This window comes from Streptomyces sp. NPDC047043, assembly GCF_040644055.1.
GTDB lineage: Bacteria > Actinomycetota > Actinomycetes > Streptomycetales > Streptomycetaceae > Streptomyces.
Genome location: NZ_JBEYVO010000042.1, coordinates 57,028 through 82,390 on the forward strand (window position 1 = coordinate 57,028; position 25,363 = coordinate 82,390).

The window sequence follows — 25,363 nt, forward strand, 5'->3', positions numbered from 1 at the left end:
ATCAAGGAACCCGCACGTCAGCCGTCAGTCGAACCACCGGTCCCGCGCCAGCTCCTCCGTCCGCGAGGGGTCCTCCAGCAGGGCCGCCACCTCGAACCGCCGCGGCCACTGCCCCGCCGCCCAGGCGAGCCCGGCGGCGACGCCCTCCAGGGTGGCGGCGTGCAGCACGCCGTCCGAGGTCAGCCGCCAGTCCAGCTCCACGCCGTCGACGACGAGCTCCTCGTGCTCGACGTACGTCGACGGGGTGCGAGAGCCGAGCAGGACCCGTACCGAGTCCGGCACGTCGTGCTCGGCGCCCTCGGAGTCCACCTCGCCGGTGACGGACTCGCTCAGCCGCCGCACCTGGAACAGCTCGGCCAGTTCGGCGGCCCGCGCGGGCCGCACCGGCAGCAGCGGGACACCCTCGGTGAAGGGCAGCAGGTCGGGCGAGTCGACGACCACGGCGTCGGCGGCGTCCACGACCTCGACGCGCCCGTCGACGACGGCACGCAGCTCGTCCGGCAGGGTCACCTGCTCGGGATCGAGGTCGGCCAAGGAGCCGTAGAGGGCGTGCAGTTGGGCGCCGGTGACCCGGCGGTCCGGGTCGGCGAGGCGGTCGAGCAGCTCGGCGGCCCCGCCCGGCTCGTCGAGCAGCGCGGCCACGGAGGTGCGCACACCGAGCGCCCGCAGCACCTGCTCGTCGTCGAACCCGGTGGCGTCGGCCTCGTCGTACAGGCCGCGCAGCAGCGGGTCGCCGCCGGAGGCCAGCAGCCCGGCGGGACGGCGGCCGTCGAGCACCGGGTGCCCGCGCAGCCACCATGCCGTGTAGGGCCGTACGACTTCGTGCGTGCCGTCGGGCAGCAGGATCCGTACCGGCTGGGTGAGGGCGTCGCGCAGGGGCGGCTGGGCGAGCAGGGCGAGGGCCTGCGGCCACTTGTCGTCGTCCACCAGGTCCAGGTCCCGTACGGCGATCAGCTCGGTGGCGACCGGCGGTACGGGGGTGTCCGGGAAGCGGTCGAGGACGTCCTCGCTCCACACGTCCACGGCGTCCAGCAGCCCGGCGTCGTCGGGCTCGGCGAAGTCGCCCTCGCGGGGCTCCAGTTCGTCGGGATCGAGGACGACGTCGGTGGCCCGGACGAGGGCGAAGTTGGCGAGCACACCACAGGCGGCCAAGGGCTGCTGCCCCCACTTGTCGGCCAAGTCGCCGTCGACGGTGGCGAGTTCGTCCTCCCGCATGACCTGGTGGAAGGGGCTGCCGGGGAGGACGAGTTCGCCGGCCGGGGCGAGCTCCCCGTCCTCGTCGGGAAGGGCCAGGGCCCCGAGCCACGGCTCGTCACCGGGCTCCAGACCCGCGTCCCGCACCAGCGCGAGGACCGTGTCGGCCAGCTCCTCGGCGTCGGGCGCGTCCTGCTCCCAGTCGAGCCCGCCGTCCTCGTCGAGGGAGGCGGCGACGGCGGTGCGCACCTGGGGGGTGGTGAGGACGGCGCGGGGCGTCGCCGGGAGGGCGCCGAGCTTCTCCAGGAGGGGGTGGGCGGCGTCCGGGTGGGCGACCTTGAGGCCGAGGCGGGCGAGCACCTCGGGGTCGATACGGGCGGCATCCGCGGTCGGCAGCAGAACCTGCCGGGGCCCGATGGTCGTACGCCCGTCGGCGAGCGGGACGGGGAGGCCCGAGAGCCGTTCCGGGTCCACTCCCGCCAGGCTGTCGTAGAGCCGCCGCCACCAGCCGGGCTCCTTCTCCAGCCCCGCGAGCCGGTCCACGGCGTCGGTGAGCGGGACCCGGGCGACGCCCAACGTCCTGAGCTCCACCCGCCGTTCGAGCCCGGCGGGGAGCAGGGTGGGCAGCACCTCGGCGAGGACCCGCACGGTGTCGGCGCCCGCGCCCTCGACGACCTCGGCGTCCCGCGGGCGCAGGGACTCCGGCAGCTCGTCGTCGTCCCCGTGGGGCTCGGCGGCGGGCGGCAGGAAGGAGGTGCGGGGCAGCCGCTCGAGGATCGCCTGCCGCAGGGCTCCGTCCAGTTCCCCCTTGCCCAGCGGCCCGGGCACGAGACCGATGATCCCCTCACCCACCGGCCGCCACTCGGCGAGGAGTTCGGCGTACGCGTCCGCCGCTCGCTGCACCAGGAAGTCGGTGAGCGGGCCGGGGGCCGCGTGCCGGCGGGTGGTGTCGAGCGGGAAGGAGGCGATGAGCAGGGCGGGGACGCCGAGGGGCTCGTCGCTGGGGGTGGGCGCGTGGACGTACGGACTGGTGCGGGGGCGGGCCGGACCGCCGCCGTCGGAGTCGACCGGCACCGCCCAGGTCACGGACCAGTGGGGACGCAGCCGCTCCTCCACGGGCCGGTCGGCGAGGAGGTCCGCGGTGAGGGGGCCGTGCGCGGAGACGGTACGCCAGCGGGTGATGCCGTCGAGGGAGTCCTCCACGACGGTGAGGGGACCGTCGGCCGTGCGGCGGAGGGTGCGGACGGTGCCGGTCTCCACGACCACTTCCTCCAGGCCCGGGAGGGCGAGGAGGAGGGCGTCGTCGACGGCGTCGAGCAGGCGCTCCGCAAGGTCGGCGGCGGCCGCGTCGCGCAGCGGGAGGATGACGGCCGTGTCGTACGGGTCGGGAGCGGTGCCCTCGGCGGCGAAGGGGAGGCGGAGGAGCGGGACATGCCCGTCGCGCCGCCGGATCTCGTCCCCCAGCCCCGGACTGTGCCGGGCGGTGTCGGCGGCCAGCACCCGGGCCTCGGCGAGGGACCACCGGACACCGCCGTGGCGGCCGACGACGGCGGGCTCGTCGGTGACGGCGAGTACGGCGGAGAAGCCGACGCCGAAGCGGCCGACGGTCGTGTCGTCGGCGTCCCGTTTGGCACTGGCGCGGAGGGTGGCGAGGGACTCGACGCCGGTCGCGTCGAGGGGGGCGCCGGTGTTGGCGGCGACGAGGACGCCGTCGCGGAGGGTGAGGCGGAGGCGGCCGGGGACGCCGGCGCGGGCGGCCGCGTCGGCGGCGTTCTGGGCGAGCTCTACGACGAGGCGGTCGCGGTAGCCGCCGAGGACGAGGTCCTCCTCGGCGTTGGCGTCCTCACGGAAGCGGGCGGGGCTGGTGGCCCAGGCGTCGAGTACGCCTCGCCTGAGGCGGGCGGTCCCGAAGGGGTCCGCACCTTCGGCTGCCGGCCGCACGAACTTGCTCACGTTGGCTCTCCTCGTCGACGTGAGCACGAAGGTACCGCGAGATGTTCTTCGCCCCCGCCGCCCCTGCCTCCCTACCCGGCCTCGTCCTCAATCGCCGGACGGGCCGGAAATACCGCAGGGTCTGGAAGTGCCCTTACGAGTGGCCCAGTTCCGCGGACTCCTCGTCCGGGATCGCCGACACCGAACCCGAGTCCGCCGCCGGTCGCAGCGGGAAGGGGTCCACCTTCGTCTCGTCGATCACCGGCGGGGCCGGCTGGGGCGGCTTCGGCATGATCGCGGCCTCGGAGTGGCCCCCGCAGCCGTAGGCGAGGGAGACCACACGACCGTCGGCCGGTGAGAACTCGTTCGCGCAGACGCCGAAGGCCTGGCCCAGCGAACCGCCGATCGGCTGCAGGAAGCCGCAGCTCACACAGGACGCGGGCGCCGCCTGTGCCATCGGTGTCTTCGAGCCGTACGACTCCTCCCAGCGGTCCGCGGCGACATGCAGGCCGTAGCGCGACAGAACACGGGCCCTGCGCATGCCCAGTTCCTCGGCGACCGACGCGATCGAGCCGCGGGTCGGCACGACGGGAAGGTTCGCGGGGGCGCCCGCCGTGACCTCCGCGTCCTCCGCCTCCACCAGCTCCGCCATCTCCTCGGAGACGGGAGAGGCCGGGGACGGCTCGTCCTCGCCGGAGTAGCCGGGCTCCAGGCGGAGGTCCTCGGCGTCCGTGGGGAGAAGATCCCCCGGGCCCATGTCACCGGGGCGCAGACGCTCGCTCCACGGCACCCACTCCGGGGCGAGGAGGGCATCGGGGCCCGGCAGCAGGACGACCTCGTCCAGCGTCACCACCTTCGCCCGCGACGCTCGCGCCACCGTCACCGCCCAGCGCCAGCCCCGGTACCCGAGCTCCTTGCACTCGAAGAAGTGCGTGACAACGCGGTCACCCTCGGACGCGTGCCCCGCGTGCTCGCCGACCACGCCGGGCGCGGCGGCCTCCTCGGCTGCGGCGCGGGCGAGGTCGACGGCCTCGGCACACAGGCGGTCGGGGGTGCGGCTTCGCGTTGTCGCTGCGCTCACAGGTATCGCTTCTCTCCTACGCCGTCACTCGGGTGCGCCGGCCTGAAGGCGGTGGGTGCGGACGGAGCGGACAAAAGGACCGCGTCGACGTCCGCGCCCGATCGCGCTCGGGCGCACCTCATACATCCATTCTGCGGGATGTCCGTGAGGCGCGCGGCCGAGAACGTTCGCCACGGCGCGCTACGCACGCTACCTTCTCGCGACCGCTCGGCCTACACCGACGGGACGTTTCCCCATCACCTCGAGGCGATCGACTCGCCAAGTACGCGCCCATACGCGCGGTAACCGCACTACACACAGCTTTCTCGGGGCACTATGACGGAGTGGCAGCCGCAAGGACACCCCAAGGAGCCACCGGGGTCGGTGGGGTCAAGGGCAGCAGTCGTGGTGGCGGTTCGGGCCGGTTCGGCGGGTCCGTCCGCGCGGTCGGCCGTGCCCTGCACTTCCCGGTGACCGGAACCGCCCGCGGCATCAGGAAGGCCACGCATGCGCACGGAGCCGGCGAGTCCGGCCTCGGCAAGCTGATCGAACTGCACGCGGTCAACGGTGCCGGCGACGTCATGATCACCGTCGCCCTCGCCTCGACCGTCTTCTTCTCCGTGCCGACGGACGAGGCGCGGGGGCGGGTCGCGCTCTATCTCGCCATCACCATGGCACCCTTCACCGTCCTCGCCCCCGTCATCGGGCCGCTCCTCGACCGGCTCCCGCACGGCCGCCGCGCCGCCATGGCCGGCTCGATGCTCGCCCGGGCGCTGCTCGCGCTGATCATCGCCGGCGCCGTCAGCACCGGCAGCCTCCAGCTGTATCCGGCCGCGCTGGGCGTGCTGGTCGCGTCGAAGGCGTACGGCGTGGTGAGAAGTGCCGTCGTGCCCCGGCTGCTCCCGCCCAAGTTCTCCCTCGTCAAGGCCAACTCACGGGTCACGCTCGGCGGGCTCCTCGCCACCGGTGTCGCCGCGCCGATCGGGGCGGGGCTGCACGCGATAGGGCCGCGCTGGCCGCTCTACGGCGCCTTCGTGATCTACATCTGGGGCATGTTCCTGTCCTTCACCCTGGCCCCGAAGGTCGACTCGGCCAAGGGCGAGGACACCGCACTGCTCGCGGCGGACGCCGAGCATCTGCACGGTCCGCACCTCAAACCGGTCAAGCGGCCGGGCCTCAGGACGGTCGGCATCGCGGTCACCCACGCGCTCGGCGCCAACGCGGCCCTGCGCTGGCTGTCCGGTTTCCTGACCTTCTTCCTCGCCTTCCTGCTGCGCGAGCACCCGCTGACCGGCTCCAGCGCGGCCGTCTCACTGGGGATAGTGGCCGTCGCGGCGGGCGCGGGCAACGCGCTCGGTACGGCGGTCGGGGCGGGGCTGCGGCAGCGGGCGCCGGAGATCATCATCGTGACGGTCCTGCCGATCGTGCTCGGCGTGGCGATCACGGCCGCGATCTTCTTCGGTGCGTTCCTCGTGGCGTGTCTGGCCGCGTTCGCCGGGTTCTCCCAGGCGCTGGCCAAGCTGTCCCTGGACGCGCTGATCCAGCGGGACGTGCCCGAGACGGTGCGCCCGTCGGCGTTCGCGCGCTCCGAGACCATGCTGCAGATGGCCTGGGTGCTGGGCGGCGCGATCGGCATCGTGATGCCCCTCAACGGCACGGCGGGCCTGTGTGTGGCCGCCGCGGTCATCGCCCTCGGCTGGGTCACCACCGTCCGCGGCCTGATCGGCTCGGCCCACCGCGGGGGCGGCGTGAAGCCTCGCGTGGCGTAACACACAGGCACGCCGTACCCCGCGTAAAGAGACCGTCGAAGGCGCCCTATAGCCTTCCGCCATGACCTCGATGCCACGCGGCGGAGCCGCTGATGTCAACGCCGCTGCTGTGCGACGCCGCCGCGCCGTCGCCGCCGCCGGCGCCGTTTCCGCCGGACTGCTCGTCCTGTCGGCGTGTGACAAGCCGACCCCGCTGTCCACGATCACGGTCGGCCGCTCCTCGGTCAGCTCGGAGGCCACCTGCGGCGGCGAGGGCAAGACCCTGCAGACCGCGGACCTCGCGAAGTGCCTGAAGGACAACGACATCAAGTCCATCAAGGTCGACCCCGACGAGACCGTCCGCTTCGGCGTCGACCCCGACATCGCCGACAAGCGGTGGACGATCCTGATGAACGGTCAGCCGCTCGTCGAGGACAGCGACAAGACCTACCGCACCATCCCGGGCAGCGTCTTCTTCAACGCCCAGTACGGCGCCCAGGGCAACTCCACCCTGGTCACCATCAAGGCGGGCGACGGCAAGAAGAGCAGCAGCGCCGCGACCGGCCTGTGGTCCTTCAAGCTCAAGAAGGACGACTGACCACGGCTTCCATGTCGTCCGTACGCGTCCTGGTGGCCACCGCGGTTCCCGCCGAACGGGACGCGGTGGCACGGGCGTTCACCGGGGCCGGCATCACGGTGATCGCCGCGGGTGTGGGCCCCGCCCTGGCCGCCGCCTCCACCGCGACCGCCCTCACCACCGCCGCCCTGCAGGGCGCACCGTACGGCCTCGTCGTCTCCGCCGGGATCGCCGGCGGTTTCCAGCCGGAGGCGCCCGTCGGCTCGCTCGTCGTCGCCGACGAGATCACCGCGGCCGATCTGGGCGCCGAGACGGCCGAGGGGTTCGTACCGGTCACCGAGCTCGGCTTCGGGACCGTCACCCACCGTCCGCCAAAATCACTCGTACGAGACCTCGTGGCCGCCACCGGAGCTCGCCCCGGCGCCGTACTGACCGTCTCCACGGTGACCGGCACCGCCGAGCGTGCCGCGGAGCTCCGTGCCCGCCACCCCCGTGCCCTCGCCGAGGCGATGGAGGGCTTCGGGGTCGCCGAGGCGGCCGCCGCGCATGACCTGCCCGTGCTGGAGATCCGCGCGGTCTCCAACCCCGTCGGCCCGCGCGACCGCGCCGCGTGGCGCATCGGCGACGCGCTCGCGGCCCTGACGGACGCCTTCGGGAAGCTCGAGCCCGTACTGGAGGGTTGGAACAGCCATGACCAGTGAGCAGCCGCTGCAGATCGCGTACTCGCCCTGCCCGAACGACACCTTCGTCTTCGACGCCCTCGCGCACGGCCGCGTCCCGGGTGCGCCCGCGCTCGACGTGACCTTCGCGGACATCGACATCACCAACGGCATGGCCGAGCGCGGCGAGTTCGACGTACTGAAGGTGTCGTACGCGGTGCTGCCGTACGTCCTCGACGAGTACGCGCTGCTGCCGTGCGGGGGCGCGCTGGGGCGGGGCTGCGGGCCGCTGGTGCTCACCCGGGAACCCGGAGATCTGGCCGGTCGTACCGTCGCCGTGCCGAGCGAGAGGTCGACGGCGTATCTGCTGTTCCGGCTGTGGGCGGCGGACACGGTCCCCGGCGGGGTCGGCGAGATCGTGGTCATGCCCTTCCACGAGATCATGCCCGCCGTGCGGGACGGGAAGGTCGACGCGGGGCTCGTCATCCACGAGGCGCGCTTCACGTACCAGAACTACGGCCTGCACAAGCTCGCGGACATGGGCGAGCACTGGGAGGACACCACGGGCCTGCCCATTCCGCTGGGCGCGATCATCGCCAAGCGGTCACTGGGCGCCGAGGCCCTCACGGGGCTGGCCGACTCCATCCGCACCTCCGTGCGCGCCGCCTGGGACGAGCCCGAGGTCTCCCGGCCTTATGTCATGGAGCACGCGCAGGAGATGGATCCGGCCGTCGCCGACCAGCACATCGGGCTGTACGTCAACGAGTTCACCGCGGATCTGGGGGACGACGGGTATGCGGCGATCCGGGGGTTGTTGACGCGGGCGGCGGCCGAGGGGCTGGTACCGGCGCTCGGACCGGAGGCGCTCGACTTCCCCTGATCCGGACGGTCCGGTCGGGTCAGCAGTCCTCGTCGCCGTCGGCCAGGGGTGTGCGGGGCGGCCATTGGGCCAGGGACAGCATGCCCAGCACCCTGCGGACGAGGAACCAGGCCAGCGGGAGTTCGACGGCCACGGCGAGCGCCGCCGACAGCCACACGTCCGGGGTGCCGAGGGCGAGTGACACGTCGAACCATGCGTCGCAGAGCAGCAGGGCCGCCGTCGCGGTGGCCGCCACGGCGACGGCGCGGTGGCGGCGCCAGCCGAGCAGGGCGGTGCACGCCATCGCGAGCACGAGCAGGGCGTCGAAGCCGACCCAGGCCGTGCGATATTGGCGGACCGTGTAGCCGCTGGGCAGCGTGAACCACAGCAGGACCGTCCACGGGACCAGGCCCACGGCGGAGACGGTGAGCAGTTCCAGGGTGTGCCGACGCTGCCGCCGGATCCGCTCCAGCAGTTCGGTGGACGGGGCCTTGTTCCTGGCCCCGCCCCCGGGGTCGGTGCGTATGTCGGTCACGTCGGCTGTTTCGAGGAGTTACACGTCGAGCTGGTCGGCGACGGCACGGAGCAGGCCGGCGATCTTCTTGCCGGAGGCCTTGTCGGGGTAGCGGCCCTTCTCGAGCATCGGCGTGATGTTCTCGAGGAGGGTCGTCAGATCCTGGACGATGGAGGCCAGTTCGTCCGGCTTCTTACGGGTGGCCGCCGCGACCGAAGGGGTCGGGTCCAGGACGGTGACCGAGAGCGCCTGGTCGCCGCGCTGTCCGGCGACGACGCCGAACTCCACGCGCTGGCCCGGCTTGAGCGTCTCGACTCCGGCGGGGAGGACCGAGGAATGAACGAAGACGTCACCGCCGTCGTCCCGGGAGAGAAAGCCGAAGCCCTTCTCGCTGTTGAACCACTTGACCTTGCCGGTAGGCACGTCTGTCCTCGTCCTCGTACTCGTCGGAAAACTGCTTCGGAAACGGCTCTTGATAGCACTGGGGCGGGTCGTCGCGGACCCGCCGGTACCAAGGCTAATGGTCTTCAGGCCGGTGACAAGACGTCGCCGGGTTGTTCCTTCGGGCTGGGAACTACCCTGGTCCGGTGCGTGACAAAACCCAAACGAATTCCGCCGAGCCCGGTGACCGACTGATCCGTGCCGGTGCCATCGTGTTCTTCCTCGGTGCCCTGGCCACACTCGTCACAGTGGCTCCGCTGTTCCTCCACGCGAAGCCATTTCCGACGTACATGTTCGGACTGAGCATGCTCATGGGAGTCGGCTTCCTGATCGCCGGTGCCGGAGTGCTGCGTTCGATTGCGGCGGGCCGCCGTCAGGCGCGCGCGGGACGGTAGTCCGCGAGCCAGCCCGGGAACTCCGTGAGGTCTCCGAGCACCACGTCCGCCCCGGCCGTGCTCAGCTCCTCCACGCTGCACGGACCGGTCGCCACGGCGACGGACAGCGCGTCGGCCTTGCGCGCACCGCGCACGTCCCCGATGTGGTCGCCGACGTAGACCCCGGCCCCGTGCTCGCGCAGCGCCTCCGCCTTCTGCTCGGCCCACAGGTCGCCGACGACCTCGTCGGGGTGGATGCCGAGGTGCTCCAGGTGCAGCTTGGCATTCGGCTCGTACTTTGCGGTCACCACGATCGCCCGCCCGCCGGCCGCCTGCACGGCGTCGATCGCCTCACGGGCGCCGGTCATCGCGGGCGTCGCGGCGATGGCGATCGTCGGGTACATCGACCGGTACAGATCGGCCATGACCTCGATCTGCTCCTGGGGGAACCAGTTGACCAGCTCGTCGGCGAGCGGCGGCCCGAGCCGGGTGATCGCGAGATCGGCGTCGATGTACGTCCCCGTCCGCTCGGACAGCGCCAGGTAGCAGGCGTGGATGCCGGGCCGGGAGTCGATGAGGGTCATGTCGAGGTCGAAGCCGACGGTCAGGGCGGGCGCAGTCGTAGAGGCCATATGGGCCATTGTGCCCACCCCGTACAACGGGAAGTCGCCCGACCGGTGTGAGCTACATCTTCCTCATCGGGGGCCTACACCTTTCGCTGCGACCGCCAGACGATGAACAGCGCCGATGCCACCGCCGCGCCCCGCACCACCCATGGCCAGGTCTGGGCGACGGCGTCGCTCATGTGGCCCTGGGCGATGGGGTCGCCCCAGCGGCCTTCGCTATCTTCCTCATCGGGGGCCTACACCTTTCGCTGCGACCGCCAGACGATGAACAGCGCCGATGCCACCGCCGCGCCCCGCACCACCCATGGCCAGGTCTGGGCGACGGCGTCGCTCATGTGGCCCTGGGCGATGGGGTCGCCCCAGCGGCCTTCGCTCCTGCCCCACAGCCACACGATTCCGGCCGCGACCGCCACGCTCGGCATGCCGATGACCGCCCACTTCGACTCGTTCTGGGTCAGCCGCCGGGAGGCGTAGGCGATGAGCCAGCCAAGCAGCAGGGCGAACCAGTTGCCGAGGATCGCGCCGACGACGAGCAGCCCGGCGGCGATCAGCAGGAGCGGGTTGCTCCGGCCGCCGGCTGGGAGGACGAGGCGGCGGCGCTCCTTGGCCGGTGCCTCGGGCACGACCTCCTCCTCCGCCTCCACGGCCTTCTCGGTGGCCGGTGGCTGCTTCTCCTCCTCCGGTTCCTTCGGCCGCGGCGGCCTGAGGAGCTCCGGGATCTCCACACCGCCGGTGAATCCCGGGACGCTTTCCCCGAACGGGGTGCTGTCCACCCGCCACCAGTCGGGCTGGGTGGCGCTGCCGCCGAGTTCCGCGGCGCCGGCGAGGTGCGGCGGGGAGGGTGCGTCGGAGGGGGCGGGCGTCTCGGGCTGGGCGGGACGCGGGCGCGGTACGACCCGGCGCAGGCTCTTCGGCAGCCGCTTGCCGTCGTCCGGCTCGTCGTCGCGCTGTACGGGCACGTGGGTCGGGGTCGCCCGCGGGGTGTCGGCGGTGCCTCCCGCGGCGGCGACGACCTCGTCGGGGGTGCCGAGCCGGGAGAGGATGCGGCGTACGGCGGCGGGACTGTCGACGGTGGCCTTGGCCCGGCGGCGGTCGATCTCGTTGCGCAACTCCGACACCAGGCGCATGCGCGCGGCGGACGGCAGCTGCCGTTGCTGCGCCACGTCACCGACGCGGCTCAGATACTCGTAGACGACCTTGTCGCTTTCGATACCCACGAAGTCCCCTCCGGGGCCAGTGCGTTGCATACCCGGTTGGACGAAGGTACCGCGTGGGGGTGCGGTACAGCCGAAGCGCCGTCCGCGACGACCGGCCCGTCCGGCGTTTGAGGACGAGGCCCTTCGGGCCGACGGGGGTCTGGGGGCGGAGCCCCCGGGTACGCGCGCCCACCCGCTACCGTGAGTCAGATGAGCACCCCGGCCACCCCGCCACGCTCCCTCGCGGAAGCGCTCCGCATCAGGGACGACGCTTCCCTCGCGGAGCTGCTCCGCGCGCGCCCAGATCTCATCACCCCGGTCCCCACCGACCTCACCCAGCTCGCCACCCGCGCCGGCACCCGCGCCTCGGTGGTCCGCGCCCTCGAGCGGCTGGACCGTTTCGCGCTGCAGACCGCGGAAGCGCTGGCCGTGGCGGCGGACCCGGCGTCGTACGAGGAGCTGCACGGGCTGATGAGCGGGGACGAGGGGGATCCGGCGGTGGTCACGGCGCTCCCCCGGGCCCTGGGCACCCTGCGTGAGCAGGCGCTGGTGTGGGGCGGTGACGACCGGCTGCGGCTGGTGCGCACCGCCCGCGAGCTGCTCGCCCCGTCGCCGCAGCACCCGTCGCCGACGGGGCTCGGGCCGAGCGTGCAGGAGGCGACCGCGGGTATGTCGCCGGGCCGTATCCAGGAGATCGTCGGCGCCGCCGGGCTGTCCTCGACGCACGACTCCGTGTCCGCCGCGGCCGCGCTGACCGGCCTGTTCGCCGACCGCAGGCGGATGGGCGCGCTGCTCGCCGGGGCGCCCGCGGAGTCGCGGGAGGTGCTGGAGCGGCTGGTGTGGGGGCCGCCGTACGGCCAGGTCACGGCCGATCCGGCGCCCCGGCTGCGCTGGCTGCTGGACCGGGGGCTGCTGCTGCCGACGGCGCCCGGGACCGTCGTACTCCCGCGTGAAGTGGCGCTGCACCTGCGCGGCGGCCGTGCGCACCGGGCCACCGAGCCGATGCCGCCCGCGCTGGAGCCGACGGCCGTGCACCGTCCACAGGTTGTGGACACGACGGCGGCCGGGCAGGCGTACACCGCGCTGGCGACCGTCGAGGAGCTGCTGAAGGACTGGGACGAGGGCGGGCCGACCGTGCTGCGGGCCGGCGGGCTGAGCGTGCGGGACCTGAAGCGGACCGCGGTCGCGCTCGACGTGTCCGAGCCCGTCGCCGCCTTCTGGGTCGAACTCGCCTACGCGGCCGGGCTGCTGGCGTCCGACGGCGAGGCCGACGAGCGGTACGCGGCGACCCCGGCCTACGACGAGTGGCTGGAGCGGCCCGCCGCCGAGCGCTGGACGCGGCTCGCGGAGGCCTGGCTGACGGCGACCCGCACGGCGGGGGTGGTCGGCGGGCGGGACGCGAAGGACCGGACGCTGTCGGCGCTCGGGCCGGGCCTCGACCGCAGCGCCGCGCCGGAGATACGGCACCGGGTGCTGACGCTGCTGGCCGGGCTGCCGGAGGGGGCGTCGCCGTCCGCCGAGTCGGTGCTGGCCCGGCTGAAGTGGGAGCGGCCGTTGCGCGGTCCGCAGCAGGACGACGATCTGCGCGGCAGGCTCGCCAAGTGGGCGCTGTCGGAGGCGGAGATGCTGGGCGTGACGGGGCGGGGCGCCCTGTCGGCGCACGGCCGGGCGCTGCTGGGGGCGCCGGCGCCGGCCAAGCCCGCGCACTCGAAGGAGGGCCCCGGCGACAAGCTCCCCGTCCACCACGTACCGGTCGTCCTGGAGCCCCTCTCCTCCGCCGAACAGGCCACCGCCTCGGCCGCGGCCACCCGCCTCCTCACCCCGCTCCTCCCCGAACCCCTGGACCACGTCCTGCTCCAGGCGGACCTGACGGCGGTGGCACCCGGCCCGCTCCAGCGGCCGCTGGCCGACATGCTGGGGGTGCTGGCGGACGTGGAGTCGAAGGGCGGGGCGACGGTGTACCGCTTCACGCCCGGTTCGGTACGGCGGGCCCTGGACGCCGGCCGTACCGCCTCCGACCTGCAGGCCTTCCTCGCCACCCACTCCCGCACCCCGGTGCCCCAGCCGCTGGCGTATCTGATCGACGACGTGGCCCGCAAGCACGGCCATCTGCGGGTCGGGGCGGCCTCGGCGTACGTGCGCTGCGACGACGACGCCCTGCTGAACGAGATCCTCGCCGACAAGCGCGCCGCGGGCCTGCGGCTGCGGCGCCTGGCGCCCACCGTGCTCGCCACCCAGGCCGACCCGGCGACCCTCCTCGACGGTCTGCGCACGATGGGCTTCGCCCCGGCCGCCGAGTCGGCGGAGGGCGACGTCCTGATCACCCGCGTCGACGCCCACCGCACCCCGCCCCGCACCGCCCCCGAGCCGGTCCCGGACGGCCCCCCGACCCCCGACGCGACGCTCCTCGCGGCCGCGATCCGCGCCATCAGGGCGGGCGACCTGGCCTCGACGACCCCACGCAAACCGACCGACGCGGCCGCCCCCCTGGCGCCCGGCGGTCTCCCCCGGACCAGCTCCGCCGAGACCCTCGCCACCATGCAGGCCGCCGTCCTCACCGGCGAGGCCCTCTGGATCGGCTACGTCAACGCCGAGGGCTCCGCCAGCCAACGCGTCATCGCCCCGATCCGCGTGGAGGGCGGCTTCGTCACGGCGTACGACCACACGGCGGACGAGGTGCGCACGTACCCGCTGCACCGGGTCACGGGAGTGGCGGAGCTGGCGGACGAGGCCTGAATCCATCCGCTTCGTAACAGCTCCACCTGCGCTTCTGGAACTGTTCACCCAGGGCTTCCGGGGCGGGCTCGCGCAAAGCGTTTCCTGAACGGGACCGGAACCGAGACCGGCTTTTCGACGAAAGGGGCCCCATGGCCACGACGATCCGCCGCGCAGTCATCCCCGCCGCCGGCCTGGGCTCCCGGCTCCTCCCCCTCACCAAGGCGATCCCGAAGGAGATGCTGCCCGTCGGTGACAAACCCGTCGTCGAGCACACCGTCCGCGAGCTCGTGGCGTCCGGGATCACCGACATCACGATCGTCGTGTCCGGTGGGAAGGGGCTGATCCAGGACCATTTCCGGCCGAATCCGGCGCTCGTCGCCCAGCTGCGGGCGGACGGCAAGACGGCCTACGCGGACGCGGTGGAGGAGGTCGGCGAGCTCTCCCGGCTCGGCCACATCACCTACCTCGACCAGCACGGCCCGTACGGCAACGGCACCCCGGTCCTGAACGCCGCCCGCAACGTCGGCGACGAGCCGATCCTGGTGCTGTGGCCGGACGACGTCTTCGTCGCCGACGTCCCCCGCGCCCAGCAGCTGATCCGCGCCTACGAGGCGACCAGCTGCCCGGTCCTCGCCCTCCTCCCGATGGACCCGGCCGACTCGCAGCGCTACGGCGTCCCCCGGGTCAAGGAGGACCTCGGCGACGGCCTCCTCCGCATCACCGGCCTGGTCGAGAAGCCCGAGCCCCAGGACGCGCCCTCCGCGTACGCGGCCATCGGCGGCTACGTCATCACGCCGGGCATCGTCGAGGAACTGCGGAAGCAGACCAAGGCCTGGTACGAGCACCGGACCGGCGAGATCTACCTGACCGACGCCATCAACGCCTACGCCGGCACCAAGGCGGTGTACGGCCAGGTCATCCAGGGCCGCTGGTACGACACCGGCAACCCGCTGGCCTACCTGACCGCACAGTTCGCGGCCGCCCTCGCCGACCCGGAGTACGGACCGCATCTGCGCCGCCTGGCCGAGCTCACCGAGGACCGCCCCTGACGCCCTGGTCGACAGGTCGCGGAAGCGGTAGGGCGCCGTCGCACGGCCCGCTTGATCACTTGCACATGAGGCACACTTGACGTTTGGCCGTGCGGAAGGGATGGGCGTACGTGAACGGACCGCTGATCGTGCAGTCGGACAAGACCCTGCTCCTGGAGGTCGACCACGAGCAGGCCGACGAGTGCCGTCGGGCCATCGCGCCGTTCGCCGAGCTGGAGCGGGCGCCGGAGCACATCCACACCTACCGGGTGACGCCGCTCGGGCTGTGGAACGCGCGCGCGGCCGGGCACGACGCCGAGCAGGTCGTGGACGCGCTCGTGCAGTTCAGCCGTTATCCGGTGCCGCACGCACTGCTCGTCGACGTCGCCGAGACCATGGACCGGTACGGGCGGCTGACGCTGAGCAAGCACCCCGCGCACGGCCTCGTCCTGACGACCACCGACCGGCCTGTGCTCGAAGAGGTGCTGCGGTCCAAGCGGATCGCGCCGCTGGTCGGGGCCCGGATCGACCCGGACAGCGTGATCGTCCATCCCTCCGAGCGCGGGCAGATCAAGCAGACGCTGCTCAAGCTGGGCTGGCCCGCCGAGGACCTCGCCGGTTACGTCGACGGCGAGGCGCACCCGATCGAGCTGGTCGAGGACGGGTGGGCGCTCAGGCCGTATCAGAAGCAGGCCGTGGAGAACTTCTGGCACGGCGGCAGCGGTGTCGTGGTGCTGCCCTGTGGTGCCGGTAAGACGCTCGTCGGCGCCGGGTCCATGGCGCAGGCCAAGTCGACCACGCTCATCCTCGTCACCAACACCGTCTCCGCCCGGCAGTGGAAGCACGAGCTGGTGAAGCGGACCTCGCTCACCGAGGACGAGATCGGTGAGTACAGCGGGACGAAGAAGGAGATCCGGCCGGTCACCATCGCCACCTACCAGGTGCTGACGACGAAGCGGAAGGGTGTCTACCCGCACCTGGAGCTCTTCGACTCCCGGGACTGGGGGCTCATCCTCTACGACGAGGTGCACCTGCTGCCCGCGCCGGTCTTCAAGTTCACCGCCGATCTGCAGGCCCGGCGGCGGCTCGGGCTGACCGCGACCCTCGTGCGCGAGGACGGACGGGAGTCCGACGTCTTCTCGCTCATCGGGCCCAAGCGGTTCGACGCACCGTGGAAGGAGATCGAGGCGCAGGGGTACATCGCGCCCGCCGACTGCGTGGAGGTGCGGGTCAACCTCACCGACTCCGAGCGGCTCGCGTACGCCACCGCCGAGCAGGAGGAGAAGTACCGCTTCTGTGCGACCACGGCGACCAAGCGCAAGGTCACGGAGGCGATCGTCCGCCGCTTCGCCGGGCAGCAGATCCTCGTCATCGGGCAGTACATCGACCAACTCGACGAGCTGGGCGAGCACTTGAACGCCCCCGTGATCAAGGGCGAGACGTCCAACGCCCAGCGCGAGAAGCTCTTCGACGCCTTCCGGGAGGGCGAGATCAGCGTCCTGGTCGTGTCCAAGGTCGCGAACTTCTCGATCGACCTGCCGGAGGCGACGGTGGCGATCCAGGTGTCCGGCACCTTCGGCTCACGCCAGGAGGAGGCACAGCGGCTCGGGCGGGTGCTCCGTCCCAAGGCCGACGGTCACCAGGCGCACTTCTACTCCGTCGTCGCCCGCGACACCATCGACCAGGACTTCGCCGCCCACCGCCAGCGGTTCCTTGCGGAGCAGGGGTACGCGTACCGGATCGTGGACGCGGACGAACTGCTGGCGGAGGACTGACGCTGTACGAGCGGTCCACCGGGCGTACTCGTCGAACCAGCCCTTGGTCCTCGCAAGCTGAGCGCCGGCGTGATGAGGGGGCCGGGGGCGCCGTCAACGGCTGCTCCCACCAGGCCGGTTGAACCTGTGCCGCTGCTCTGAACCTGTGCCGTTACTTGCGGCGTACGCCCGATTCCTCGCCGTACTCACCGAGGACGATCACGTCGAACGCTGCGCCCGCGAACACCTTCACGGCGCGCAGGGCGTCGCCGAGGCGGTGGCGGTGGCTGCCGAGGACGGGAGTGGCGCCGGGCGGGCGCGGACTGCCGGGGGCCGGGGTGAAGGTTGCTGCGCTCATGTATCCATGGTTGCTCGCGAGGCGTCAGGAGGGCATCGGCCTCCGGGCCGAACCTCCGTCGTCGCCGTGTACGACTACGGGAAGAGTCCGTCCCTCCCGGGGACTAGGGGGCCGTCCCCTAGGGGTCGGACGGCGGTGGGAAAACCGTTGGCCTCCCCCTCTCCCGCTCGCCTAGAATTTCCGCTCTTGCCCGCCTCCCTCCCCGGAGCGCCGCCGACCGGACGGAAACCGGCCGGCACCTCGCAGACCTCGGCCCGCAGCACCTCCGGAGGCACCCCCTTGTCCACGCCCGTCGACGACCCCGCCCCTCTCGACGACCCCCTCTCCCGCGAGCGCACCCACCTCGCCGACTCCCGCGCCGCGCTCCGCGCCATGCGCGAGGACGTCGAGTCGCTCGACATCAGCGATGTCACCGCGAACTGGGTCAACGCCGAGGTCCTGGCCCGCCAGATCGACGAGCGGATCAAGGCGCTGGCCGACCTCAGCGACACCCCGCTGTTCTTCGGCCGCCTCGACTACCTGCACGCGCCGGGCGCCGACCGGGCCGAGGGCGCGGAGGGCGAGCGCTTCTACATCGGGCGCCGGCACGTGCACGACCACGACGGCGACCCGATGGTGATCGACTGGCGGGCGCCGGTCTCGCAGCCGTTCTACCGGGCGTCCAAGAAGGACCCGCTGGACATCGCGCTGCGCCGCCGCTTCGGGTACACCCGCGGCGACATCACGGCGTACGAGGACGAGCACCTCTCCGACCCGGCCGAGGCGGCCCGCACCAGCAAGCTGCTCCAGCAGGAGATCGAGCGCCCGCGCGTGGGTCCGATGCGCGACATCGTCGCGACCATCCAGCCCGAGCAGGACGAGATCGTACGGAGCGGTCTGGGCGGCACCGTGTGCGTGCAGGGAGGCCCGGGGACCGGGAAGACGGCCGTCGGTCTGCACCGGGTCGCGTACTTGCTGTACGCCCACCGCGACCGCCTCGCCCGCACCGGCACCCTCGTCATCGGGCCGAACAGGTCCTTCCTGCACTACATCGAGCAAGTGCTGCCCGCACTGGGCGAGTTGACCGTCAGGCAGGCCACGGTCGACGACCTGGTGGGCCATGTCGAGGTCAGGGGGGCCGACGACGCGGCGGCCGCGATCATCAAGGGCGACGCGAGGATGGCGGAGGTGCTGCGCCGCGCCGTCTACTCGCACGTCACCATGCCGACCGAGCCGGTGGTCGTGGTGCGCGGTTCGCGTCGCTGGCGGGTCCCGGCGTACGAACTCGAGGAGATCGTCCGGGAGTTGCAGGGCCGCGACATCCGCTACGGCGCCGCCCGCGAGGCCCTGCCGCAGCGCATCGCGCATGCCGTGCTGGTGCAGATGGAGCGGTCGGGCGAGGCGCCGGACGACCGGGTGCAGGACGCGGTGGCCCGCAACGCGGCGGTCAAGGCGGCGGTGAAGCAGGTCTGGCCGCCGGTCGACCCGGCGAAACTCGTCCTGCGCCTGCTCACGGACGCGGACTTCCTCGCCGTGCACGCGGAGGGGATCCTCGACGAGGACGAGCAGAAGACGATCCTGTGGGCGCTGCCTGGATCTGGCAAAAGGGCGGTCCGCTCGGTGAAGTCCGCCAAGTGGTCCGCCGCGGACGCCGTGTTGATCGACGAAGCGACGGACATCGTGCAGCGCACGCACTCCCTCGGCCATGTCGTCCTGGACGAGGCGCAGGACCTCTCCCCCATGCAGTACCGCGCGGTCGGCCGCCGCTGCACCACCGGCAGCGCGACCGTCCTCGGCGACCTGGCGCAGGGCACCACACCCTGGGCGACGAGGAGTTGGGACGAGGCGCTCACCCACCTCGGCAAGGCGGACGGTGTCATCGAGGAGCTCACGGCCGGTTTCCGCGTCCCGACGGACGTCATCACCTACGCCTCCCGGCTCCTCCCGCACATCGCCCCGGGCCTCACCCCGGTCGCGTCGGTCCGCGAGAACCCCGGCTTCTTCGCCCTCCGCCCGACCACCGCCACCACCGAAGTGGTCGCCGCCTGCGAGGAGTTGCTGCGCAACGAGGGCTCGACGGGTCTGATCGCGGCGGACGCCCGCATCCCGGACCTGGCCGAGGCCCTCACGGCGGCGGGCATCACCTACCTCGCCCCCGGCGAGGAGACGACGGCCGAGACCCGCCTCACCCTGGTCCCGGCGTCACTCGCCAAGGGCCTGGAGTACGACTACGTGGTCCTCGACGAGCCGCAGGCCGTGGTCGACGGCGAGCCGGACGAGCGAACGGGCCTGCGCCGCCTGTACGTGGCCCTGACCCGAGCCGTCTCAGGCCTGATCGTCACGCATGCGGCCCCGCTGCCGGCTCAGCTGGAGAGCTGAGTCGGCTGCAGGTCCAGGGCCCGGCGCCATTCCTGCACCGCCTGCGCCGACACCGGTCCGCTCCAGCCGCCCGGTCTCGCGGCCCCGCCGATGTGAACGGCATCGACCCCGGCGGCCCTCAGCCGCGGCAGGTGCTCCAGCCGCAGCCCACCACCCACCAGGAGCTGCTGCTCGTAACCCGGCTCCCCGCCTCTTGCCGCCTCGGCGAGCAGCGTGGGGAGCCCGTCGTCGACCCCCGCGGCCGAACCGGCCGTGAGGAAGGTGTCGAGGCCCGGCAGCCCGTCCAGCTGCTTGCGCAGCGCGTCCCGGTCGGCCGCGTGGTCGATGGCGCGGTGGAACGTCCACCGGCACCCGTCCAGCTCTTCCACAACCCGCTCCACAGCCCCCAGATCGACACCCCCGTCGGCATCGAGGAACCCCAGCACGAACTCCTCGGCCCCCGCGCTCCGCATGTCCCGAGCCAGCCGCACCAGCCGCCCCACGTCCCCCGCCGCGAAGCCGTCCGCCAACCGCAGCATCACGCGCAGCGGGATGTCGACGCAGGCTCGGATCCCGGCGACGGTGGCGACCGGCGGGGTGAGCCCGTCGGCCGCCATGTCGGTGACGAGCTCGAGGCGGTCCGCGCCTCCGGCCTGGGCGGCGACCGCATCCACGACGTCGAGGGCGATCACCTCCAGGACTGCACGCGTGCTCATAGGACCCCTTCCATCGGTGTTCCCCTGGAGCGGCTAACAGGTCTAGTCCAATCTCAGGGTACGACGGTGGGGCGAGGGGCGCGAGATCGCCCCCGGCCGGCCGGAGATGTTCAGCCGGTCACCGAAAGATGTTCAACTCCCCCGCCGCCACCCCCGCCAGCTCGTACGACGCCCCCTGCGCCACCGGTCGCCCCGCATACAGCCGTACGAGCGTGGCGGCGTCGCCGATGAACCGGGCCGGCGTCCGCTCCCCGCTCGCCTCGCCCAGCCGCAGCGGCTCGTCCATGTCGTCGAGGTCGGCGTGCAGCGGCACGTGCCCCTTCTCCCGGGTGATCCGCGCGAGGAGGGTGAGCGCGTCCGGCAGCCCCGCGCCCGCGTACGCGCCCAGCTCCCCGAAGACGTCGCGCACATCCCCCGCGTGCACCCACTCGCCCAGCGCGATCACGTCCAGCACCCCGCCGGCCTTGGCGATCAGCGGCCCGGCCTCGGTCATCCCGCGCTCCAGCTCGTCGACGACCTGCGCGTTCGTCCAGCCGGTGCGCTCGGCGATGTCCCGGTCGTTCGACTCGGGCGAGAAGACTCCCTTCTCGAAGCGGCCCTCCACCACCCGGATCAGCGCGGACGAACAGTGCGCGAGCACGTCCCGCACGCTCCAGCCGGGACACGCTGCGGTCGGGAGCGCGAAGTCGGCGTCGGGACGGGAGCGCAGGAGAGGTATCAGCGCATCGCGTTCGGTGGTCAGGAGCCGGCCGGGCAGTTCGGGGTCGCGTACGTCGTGCAGGTCTGCAGTCGTCATGGGCTCCACGCTATGGGCGCCCGGTGATCGGCGGGAGAATGAGGACATGGCCGATCTCGACGCCCTGCGCACCCGCTGGACCCGCGCCCTGGAAGGAGCCCGCTCCCCCGGCGCCGGCCCCGACCCGGCACCGTACGCCGACAATCTGCTGGTCCGCTGGCAGGAGCCGCAGCGCCGGTACCACACGCTCGCGCACCTCACGGCGGTCCTGGACCACATCGACGTACTGGAGAAGCACGCGGACGATCCCGACGCCGTACGCCTCGCGGCCTGGTTCCACGACGCCGTGTACTTCCCCGACCGCTCCGAGAACGAGGAACGCTCCGCCCGCCTCGCCGAACGCGCCCTCCCCGAAGCCGGGATCCCGAAGGACAGGACCGCCGAGGTCGCCCGCCTGGTCCGCCTCACCGTCACCCACGACCCGGCCGACGACGACCGCAACGGCCAGGTCCTGTGCGACGCCGACCTCGCGATCCTGGCCTCGCCCCCGTCCGCGTACGCCGCGTACACGGCCGCCGTCCGCGAGGAATACCACTTCGTGCCCAGCGACGCCTTCCGCGAGGGCCGCTCCGCGATCCTGCGCCAACTCCTGGATCTCCCAAGGCTGTTCAGGACGCCGTACGGCCAGGAGAAGTGGGAGGCAACGGCTCGGTACAACCTCGGCGCCGAGCTGGAAATGCTGTCGCCGCCCACGGACCCGGCCGCATAGTCTGCGCCCATGTATGCGTGGGGCGGGGACCAGGTGGATCAGGCCGTGGCGGGCTGTGTGGCGGCGCTGCGGCCGGCGGTGGACCGGGACTGGAGAGCGGTGAACGCGGCGGGGCTGGAGTGGAGCGTCCACCAGACGGCGGTCCATGTCGCGGACGACCTCATCGCGTACGCGGCCAACCTGGCAGGACGCGCCCAGGACGCCTACGTCCCCTTCGAGCTGACCCTCGACGAAGGCACCGACAACGCCGGCCTGCTGCATGTGATCGAGACGACCGGCGCCCTGCTCGCCGCGGCCGTCCGCACCGCACCGCGCGAGGTCCGCGCCTTCCACCCGTACCCCTTCCGCAGCGCGAACCGCGAGGGATTCGCCGCGATGGGCATCGCCGAGGTCCTCGCCCACACCCACGACATCGCGGGCGGTCTGGGCCTGGAGTACGAACCCCCGTCCGAGCTCCCGGAGTTCGTCCTCACCCGGATCTTCCCGCACGTCCAGCCCGGCCCCGACCACTGGCGCACGTTCCTGTGGGCCACCGGCCGCGGCGAACTCCCCGGCCGCGCCCGCCTCACCGAGTGGCGCTGGAACAACAACCTCGCCCTGCCCGCCGACCGCCTCACCCTGCAGGGCATCACACCCGCGGCCGCGCGCGACCTGGTGGCGGGCGGCGACGGCGGCTTCGAGTGGATCGAGGGCGGCCCGTTCGAGGGCACGCGCGAGGCCTCGGGCTTCATGCTCAAGGCGTACGAAGGAGGCGTCCACCGCCCGGAGTTCGGCGTGTTCGCCCTCGTACGCAGGGAAGACGGCCGCGCGATCGGCGGCATGGGCTTCCACGGCGTCCCCGACGAGGAGGGGCGGGTAGAGATCGGCTACGACCTCGCCGAGCCCGCCCGCGGCAACGGCTACGCGACCGAGGCCCTGCGCGCACTGGCGGACTGGGCACTCGCCCGGGACGACGTACACGTGCTCTTCGCAGCGATAGACCACGAGAACGCGGCCTCGCAACGCGTGGTCGCCCGGGCCGGCTTCACCCGCGCGACCGTCGAAGAGGAGAAGTCGCACGGGGAGTTGGAGACGGATCTGCGGCTGTACGTGCTCAAGGACTGAGGGACCGGGACCGGAGGCCCACTTCAGTCCTACGGCTGCGCAGGGCGCCCTTTCGGCCTGCGCAGCCCCGCCCCCGTCAGCAACCGCACCACCTCACGGCTGCTGACCTCCACCGCCCCCGCCCGCACCGCGTCCGCGTACCGATGCGACGGAATGTCGTAGTGGTCGCGCTCGAAGGCGCGCCGGGGCACGCCCAACTCGTCGGCGAACAGCCGTAGTTCGTCGTACGAGACGTCGCTGATCAGGTGCGACCACATCCGCCCGTGCCCGGGCCAGGTCGGCGGGTCGATGTACACCGTCACGACGAGGACATCCCGCCGGTGGCCGACCGCAGTGCCCCCACCGCCGCGACCTTCACGCCCGCCTTGTGACAGACCCAGTGCGGGTCGGCGCCCAGCTCCGGTTCGACGTCCAGGGCGTGCGGGTCGCCGGAGCCGCACACCGGGCACAGCGGCCAGCGGCCGTACGCCTCCAGCAGCGCGTCCTGGACGTCCTGTGCGACCAGCCCGGCCACGTACTCCGCGCCCTCCGGCCACTGCTCGACCCACCAGCGCCGCTGCACCACGGACTCCTCGACGATGGACACCACGTCGGCCGCGGCGACCTCGCCCGCGGCCAGGTCGGCGAGCACGAGGGCGCGCGCCGCGTGCAACGCCTGCTCCAGGGGACTGATGGGGTGCATGCCCCCCATTGTGCGCACTCTTGACCAAGACACCGAGCCGAAAATATCTTTCATACGTGACCCAGAACGTGAAGGAAATTTTCGCAGCGCCGGGGAGCCAGGCGGCCGCACCCCCCGCGCCCGCCGCCCTCGCCGCCAAGGTGCGCACCCTCGCCCCTTCCATGACCCGCTCCATGCAGCGGGTCGCCGAGGCCGTCGCGGGCGATCCGGCCGGCTGCGCCGCCCTCACGGTCACCGGGCTCGCCGAACTCACCGGCACCAGCGAGGCGACGGTCGTACGGACGGCCCGGCTGCTCGGCTACCCCGGCTACCGGGACCTGCGGCTCGCCCTCGCGGGACTCGCCGCCCAGCAGCAGTCCGGCCGCGCGCCCGCCATCACCACCGACATCGCGGTCGACGACCCGATCGCCGACGTCGTGGCGAAACTTGCGTACGACGAGCAGCAGACCCTCGCCGACACGGCGGCCGGGCTCGACACGGTGCAGTTGGGGGCGGCGGTCGCCGCGGCTGCGGTGGCGCGGCGCATCGACGTGTACGGGGTGGGGGCGTCCGGCCTTGTCGCCCAGGACCTCACGCAGAAGCTCCTGCGAATAGGACTGATAGCCCAGGCGCACAGCGATCCGCACCTCGCCGTCACGAACGCGGTGCAGCTGCGCACCGGGGACGTCGCGATCGCCATCACGCACTCCGGGTCGACCGGCGATGTCATCGAACCGCTCCGGGTGGCCTTCGAGCACGGGGCGACGACGGTGGCGATCACCGGACGGCCGGACGGGGCGGTCACCCAGTACGCCGACCATGTGCTGACGACGTCCACGGCGCGGGAGAGCGAGCTGCGGCCGGCCGCGATGTCCTCCCGGACCAGCCAACTCCTGGTCGTGGACTGCCTGTTCGTGGGGGTGGCACAGAAGACGTACGAGACGGCGGCGCCCGCGCTGGCCGCGTCCTACGAAGCGCTGGCGCATCGGCACCGCCGTTAGAAGCATCCACCGGAACCGCACACCTGAAAGAGCCGCCCCCCATGACCTCCACCTCCAACCCCCGTGGCCTCCGCGCCGAGTTGGAAGCGCTGACCACCGAGGCGTTTCGTCAGGACCTCGCCGACATCGATCGGCTCCCCACCCTCGAGATCGCCCGGCTCATGAACACGGAGGACGCGTCCGTCCCGGCCGCCGTCGCCCGGCGGCTGCCCGAGATCGCCGCCGCCATCGACGCCGTGGCGGAACGCATGGCGCGGGGCGGCCGGTTGATCTACGCCGGGGCCGGCACCGCCGGTCGGCTCGGCGTCCTGGACGCCTCCGAGTGCCCGCCGACCTTCAACACGGACCCGGAGCAGGTCGTCGGCCTGATCGCGGGCGGCCCCGACGCCATGGTCACCTCGGTCGAGGGCGCCGAGGACTCCGCGGAACTCGCCCGCAGCGACCTCGACGCCCTGCGCCTCATCGCCGCCGACACGGTGGTCGGCATCTCCGCCTCCGGCCGCACGCCGTACGCGATCGCAGCCGTGGAACACGCCTGTGCGCAGGGCGCGTTGACCATCGGCCTGGCCTGCAACGCCGACAGCGCGCTCGCGGCGGCCGCCGATCACGGCATCGAGATCGTCGTCGGCCCGGAGCTGCTGACCGGCTCGACCCGCCTCAAGGCGGGCACCGCCCAGAAGCTCGTCCTCAACATGCTCTCGACGATCACGATGATCCGGCTCGGCAAGACGTACGGGAACCTGATGGTCGACGTACGCGCCTCGAACGAGAAGCTGCGGGCCCGTTCCCGCCGTATCGTCGCCCTCGCCACGGGAGCGTCGGACGACGAGATCGAGCGGGCCCTCGCGGCCACCGACGGAGAGGTCAAGAACGCGATCCTCACCCTCCTGGCCGGCGTCGACGGCCCCACGGCGGCCCGCCTCCTGGAGGACTCGGGCGGCCATCTGCGCGCGGCACTGGCGGAGGCCCGGTGACCTACTTCCGGTAACCACTCACCGCGG

At 72.6% G+C, this 25,363-nt stretch carries 24 protein-coding genes; 13 read left to right on the forward strand and 11 right to left on the reverse strand.

Annotation, left to right across the window (positions count from 1 at the left end):
• Positions 1–24: 24 nt before the first annotated feature.
• Together ABZ880_RS46225 and ABZ880_RS46230 are read right to left on the reverse strand one after the other, a co-directional pair.
• Complete coding sequence (locus ABZ880_RS46225) at positions 25–3,147, reverse strand: molecular chaperone Hsp90 (RefSeq protein WP_361276929.1); 3,123 nt, start codon at positions 3,145–3,147, stop codon at positions 25–27.
• Positions 3,148–3,280: 133 nt separating this feature from the next.
• Entirely contained in the window at positions 3,281–4,207 is a 927-nt protein-coding gene (locus ABZ880_RS46230; RefSeq protein ID WP_361276931.1) for a DUF3027 domain-containing protein, read from the reverse strand.
• Between the two features lie 323 nt (positions 4,208–4,530).
• On the opposite strand from ABZ880_RS46230, the gene ABZ880_RS46235 reads away from it, so the two are divergent.
• The 4 genes from ABZ880_RS46235 (at position 4,531) to ABZ880_RS46250 (ending at position 8,050) form a co-directional block, all read left to right on the forward strand.
• Positions 4,531–5,955 (forward strand): MFS transporter, encoded by a 1,425-nt coding sequence (locus ABZ880_RS46235; RefSeq protein WP_361276933.1) that lies wholly within the window; start codon positions 4,531–4,533, stop codon positions 5,953–5,955.
• Positions 5,956–6,016: 61 nt separating this feature from the next.
• The gene (locus ABZ880_RS46240) at positions 6,017–6,532 is read left to right on the forward strand and encodes a DUF2771 domain-containing protein (protein WP_361276935.1); all 516 of its coding nucleotides are present in this window, start codon (positions 6,017–6,019) and stop codon (positions 6,530–6,532) included.
• Between the two features lie 11 nt (positions 6,533–6,543).
• Positions 6,544–7,212: a futalosine hydrolase gene (locus tag ABZ880_RS46245; RefSeq protein ID WP_361276937.1), complete on the forward strand. Its 669-nt coding sequence runs from the start codon at positions 6,544–6,546 to the stop codon at positions 7,210–7,212.
• On the forward strand, positions 7,202–8,050 hold the full coding sequence (locus ABZ880_RS46250; protein ID WP_361276939.1) for a 1,4-dihydroxy-6-naphthoate synthase: 849 nt from the start codon (positions 7,202–7,204) through the stop codon (positions 8,048–8,050). The genes ABZ880_RS46245 and ABZ880_RS46250 overlap by 11 nt, the downstream gene beginning before the upstream one ends.
• Positions 8,051–8,069: 19 nt before the next feature.
• Here the strand turns inward: ABZ880_RS46250 and ABZ880_RS46255 are convergent, their stop codons facing one another.
• Both ABZ880_RS46255 and ABZ880_RS46260 read right to left on the reverse strand, forming a co-directional pair.
• Positions 8,070–8,564 (reverse strand): hypothetical protein, encoded by a 495-nt coding sequence (locus ABZ880_RS46255; protein WP_361276941.1) that lies wholly within the window; start codon positions 8,562–8,564, stop codon positions 8,070–8,072.
• 18 nt (positions 8,565–8,582) lie between these two features.
• Positions 8,583–8,966, reverse strand: a complete 384-nt coding sequence (locus ABZ880_RS46260; protein ID WP_126393065.1) for a cold-shock protein — start codon at positions 8,964–8,966, stop codon at positions 8,583–8,585.
• 164 nt (positions 8,967–9,130) lie between these two features.
• Here ABZ880_RS46260 and ABZ880_RS46265 point away from each other — a divergent pair, with 164 nt between their 5' ends.
• The gene (locus ABZ880_RS46265; protein ID WP_030941140.1) at positions 9,131–9,379 is read left to right on the forward strand and encodes a hypothetical protein; all 249 of its coding nucleotides are present in this window, start codon (positions 9,131–9,133) and stop codon (positions 9,377–9,379) included.
• On the opposite strand, the gene ABZ880_RS46270 is transcribed toward ABZ880_RS46265, so the two are convergent.
• Both ABZ880_RS46270 and ABZ880_RS46275 read right to left on the reverse strand, forming a co-directional pair.
• Positions 9,358–9,999: an HAD family hydrolase gene (locus tag ABZ880_RS46270; RefSeq protein ID WP_361276944.1), complete on the reverse strand. Its 642-nt coding sequence runs from the start codon at positions 9,997–9,999 to the stop codon at positions 9,358–9,360. The two genes, ABZ880_RS46265 and ABZ880_RS46270, sit on opposite strands and share 22 nt — an antisense overlap.
• Positions 10,000–10,220: 221 nt before the next feature.
• The gene (locus tag ABZ880_RS46275; protein WP_361276946.1) at positions 10,221–11,201 is read right to left on the reverse strand and encodes a hypothetical protein; all 981 of its coding nucleotides are present in this window, start codon (positions 11,199–11,201) and stop codon (positions 10,221–10,223) included.
• A 189-nt stretch (positions 11,202–11,390) separates the two neighbouring features.
• On the opposite strand from ABZ880_RS46275, the gene ABZ880_RS46280 reads away from it, so the two are divergent.
• From ABZ880_RS46280 to ABZ880_RS46290, 3 genes are all read left to right on the forward strand, one after another.
• Complete coding sequence (locus tag ABZ880_RS46280) at positions 11,391–13,916, forward strand: helicase C-terminal domain-containing protein (protein WP_361276947.1); 2,526 nt, start codon at positions 11,391–11,393, stop codon at positions 13,914–13,916.
• Between the two features lie 131 nt (positions 13,917–14,047).
• Positions 14,048–14,947, forward strand: a complete 900-nt coding sequence (locus tag ABZ880_RS46285) for a UTP--glucose-1-phosphate uridylyltransferase (RefSeq protein WP_361276949.1) — start codon at positions 14,048–14,050, stop codon at positions 14,945–14,947.
• Between the two features lie 110 nt (positions 14,948–15,057).
• Positions 15,058–16,701: a DNA repair helicase XPB gene (locus tag ABZ880_RS46290; protein ID WP_361276951.1), complete on the forward strand. Its 1,644-nt coding sequence runs from the start codon at positions 15,058–15,060 to the stop codon at positions 16,699–16,701.
• A gap of 151 nt (positions 16,702–16,852) precedes the next feature.
• Here the strand turns inward: ABZ880_RS46290 and ABZ880_RS46295 are convergent, their stop codons facing one another.
• Positions 16,853–17,038 (reverse strand): hypothetical protein, encoded by a 186-nt coding sequence (locus ABZ880_RS46295; RefSeq protein ID WP_361276953.1) that lies wholly within the window; start codon positions 17,036–17,038, stop codon positions 16,853–16,855.
• A 279-nt stretch (positions 17,039–17,317) separates the two neighbouring features.
• On the opposite strand from ABZ880_RS46295, the gene ABZ880_RS46300 reads away from it, so the two are divergent.
• The gene (locus ABZ880_RS46300) at positions 17,318–19,396 is read left to right on the forward strand and encodes an ATP-binding domain-containing protein (protein WP_361277020.1); all 2,079 of its coding nucleotides are present in this window, start codon (positions 17,318–17,320) and stop codon (positions 19,394–19,396) included.
• Here ABZ880_RS46300 and ABZ880_RS46305 read toward each other — a convergent pair.
• Positions 19,381–20,091 (reverse strand): copper homeostasis protein CutC, encoded by a 711-nt coding sequence (locus ABZ880_RS46305; protein WP_361276955.1) that lies wholly within the window; start codon positions 20,089–20,091, stop codon positions 19,381–19,383. The genes ABZ880_RS46300 and ABZ880_RS46305 overlap by 16 nt on opposite strands.
• A 118-nt stretch (positions 20,092–20,209) precedes the next feature.
• Positions 20,210–20,887 carry a maleylpyruvate isomerase family mycothiol-dependent enzyme gene (locus tag ABZ880_RS46310; RefSeq protein WP_361276957.1) on the reverse strand — a complete coding sequence of 226 codons (678 nt, stop codon included), beginning with the start codon at positions 20,885–20,887 and terminating at the stop codon, positions 20,210–20,212.
• Between the two features lie 46 nt (positions 20,888–20,933).
• On the opposite strand from ABZ880_RS46310, the gene ABZ880_RS46315 reads away from it, so the two are divergent.
• Together ABZ880_RS46315 and ABZ880_RS46320 are read left to right on the forward strand one after the other, a co-directional pair.
• Positions 20,934–21,596: a hypothetical protein gene (locus ABZ880_RS46315; RefSeq protein ID WP_361276959.1), complete on the forward strand. Its 663-nt coding sequence runs from the start codon at positions 20,934–20,936 to the stop codon at positions 21,594–21,596.
• A gap of 9 nt (positions 21,597–21,605) precedes the next feature.
• Entirely contained in the window at positions 21,606–22,700 is a 1,095-nt protein-coding gene (locus ABZ880_RS46320; RefSeq protein ID WP_361276961.1) for a GNAT family N-acetyltransferase, read from the forward strand.
• A 29-nt stretch (positions 22,701–22,729) separates the two neighbouring features.
• Here ABZ880_RS46320 and ABZ880_RS46325 read toward each other — a convergent pair whose 3' ends face one another.
• Positions 22,730–23,002 carry a DUF4031 domain-containing protein gene (locus ABZ880_RS46325; protein WP_361276963.1) on the reverse strand — a complete coding sequence of 91 codons (273 nt, stop codon included), beginning with the start codon at positions 23,000–23,002 and terminating at the stop codon, positions 22,730–22,732.
• Positions 22,999–23,382: a hypothetical protein gene (locus ABZ880_RS46330; RefSeq protein WP_361276965.1), complete on the reverse strand. Its 384-nt coding sequence runs from the start codon at positions 23,380–23,382 to the stop codon at positions 22,999–23,001. The genes ABZ880_RS46325 and ABZ880_RS46330 overlap by 4 nt, the downstream gene beginning before the upstream one ends.
• A gap of 56 nt (positions 23,383–23,438) precedes the next feature.
• Here ABZ880_RS46330 and ABZ880_RS46335 point away from each other — a divergent pair, with 56 nt between their 5' ends.
• Both ABZ880_RS46335 and murQ read left to right on the forward strand, forming a co-directional pair.
• Positions 23,439–24,362 (forward strand): MurR/RpiR family transcriptional regulator, encoded by a 924-nt coding sequence (locus tag ABZ880_RS46335; protein WP_361276967.1) that lies wholly within the window; start codon positions 23,439–23,441, stop codon positions 24,360–24,362.
• A gap of 41 nt (positions 24,363–24,403) precedes the next feature.
• Complete coding sequence (murQ, locus tag ABZ880_RS46340; protein WP_361276969.1) at positions 24,404–25,336, forward strand: N-acetylmuramic acid 6-phosphate etherase; 933 nt, start codon at positions 24,404–24,406, stop codon at positions 25,334–25,336.
• Positions 25,337–25,363: the final 27 nt, after the last annotated feature.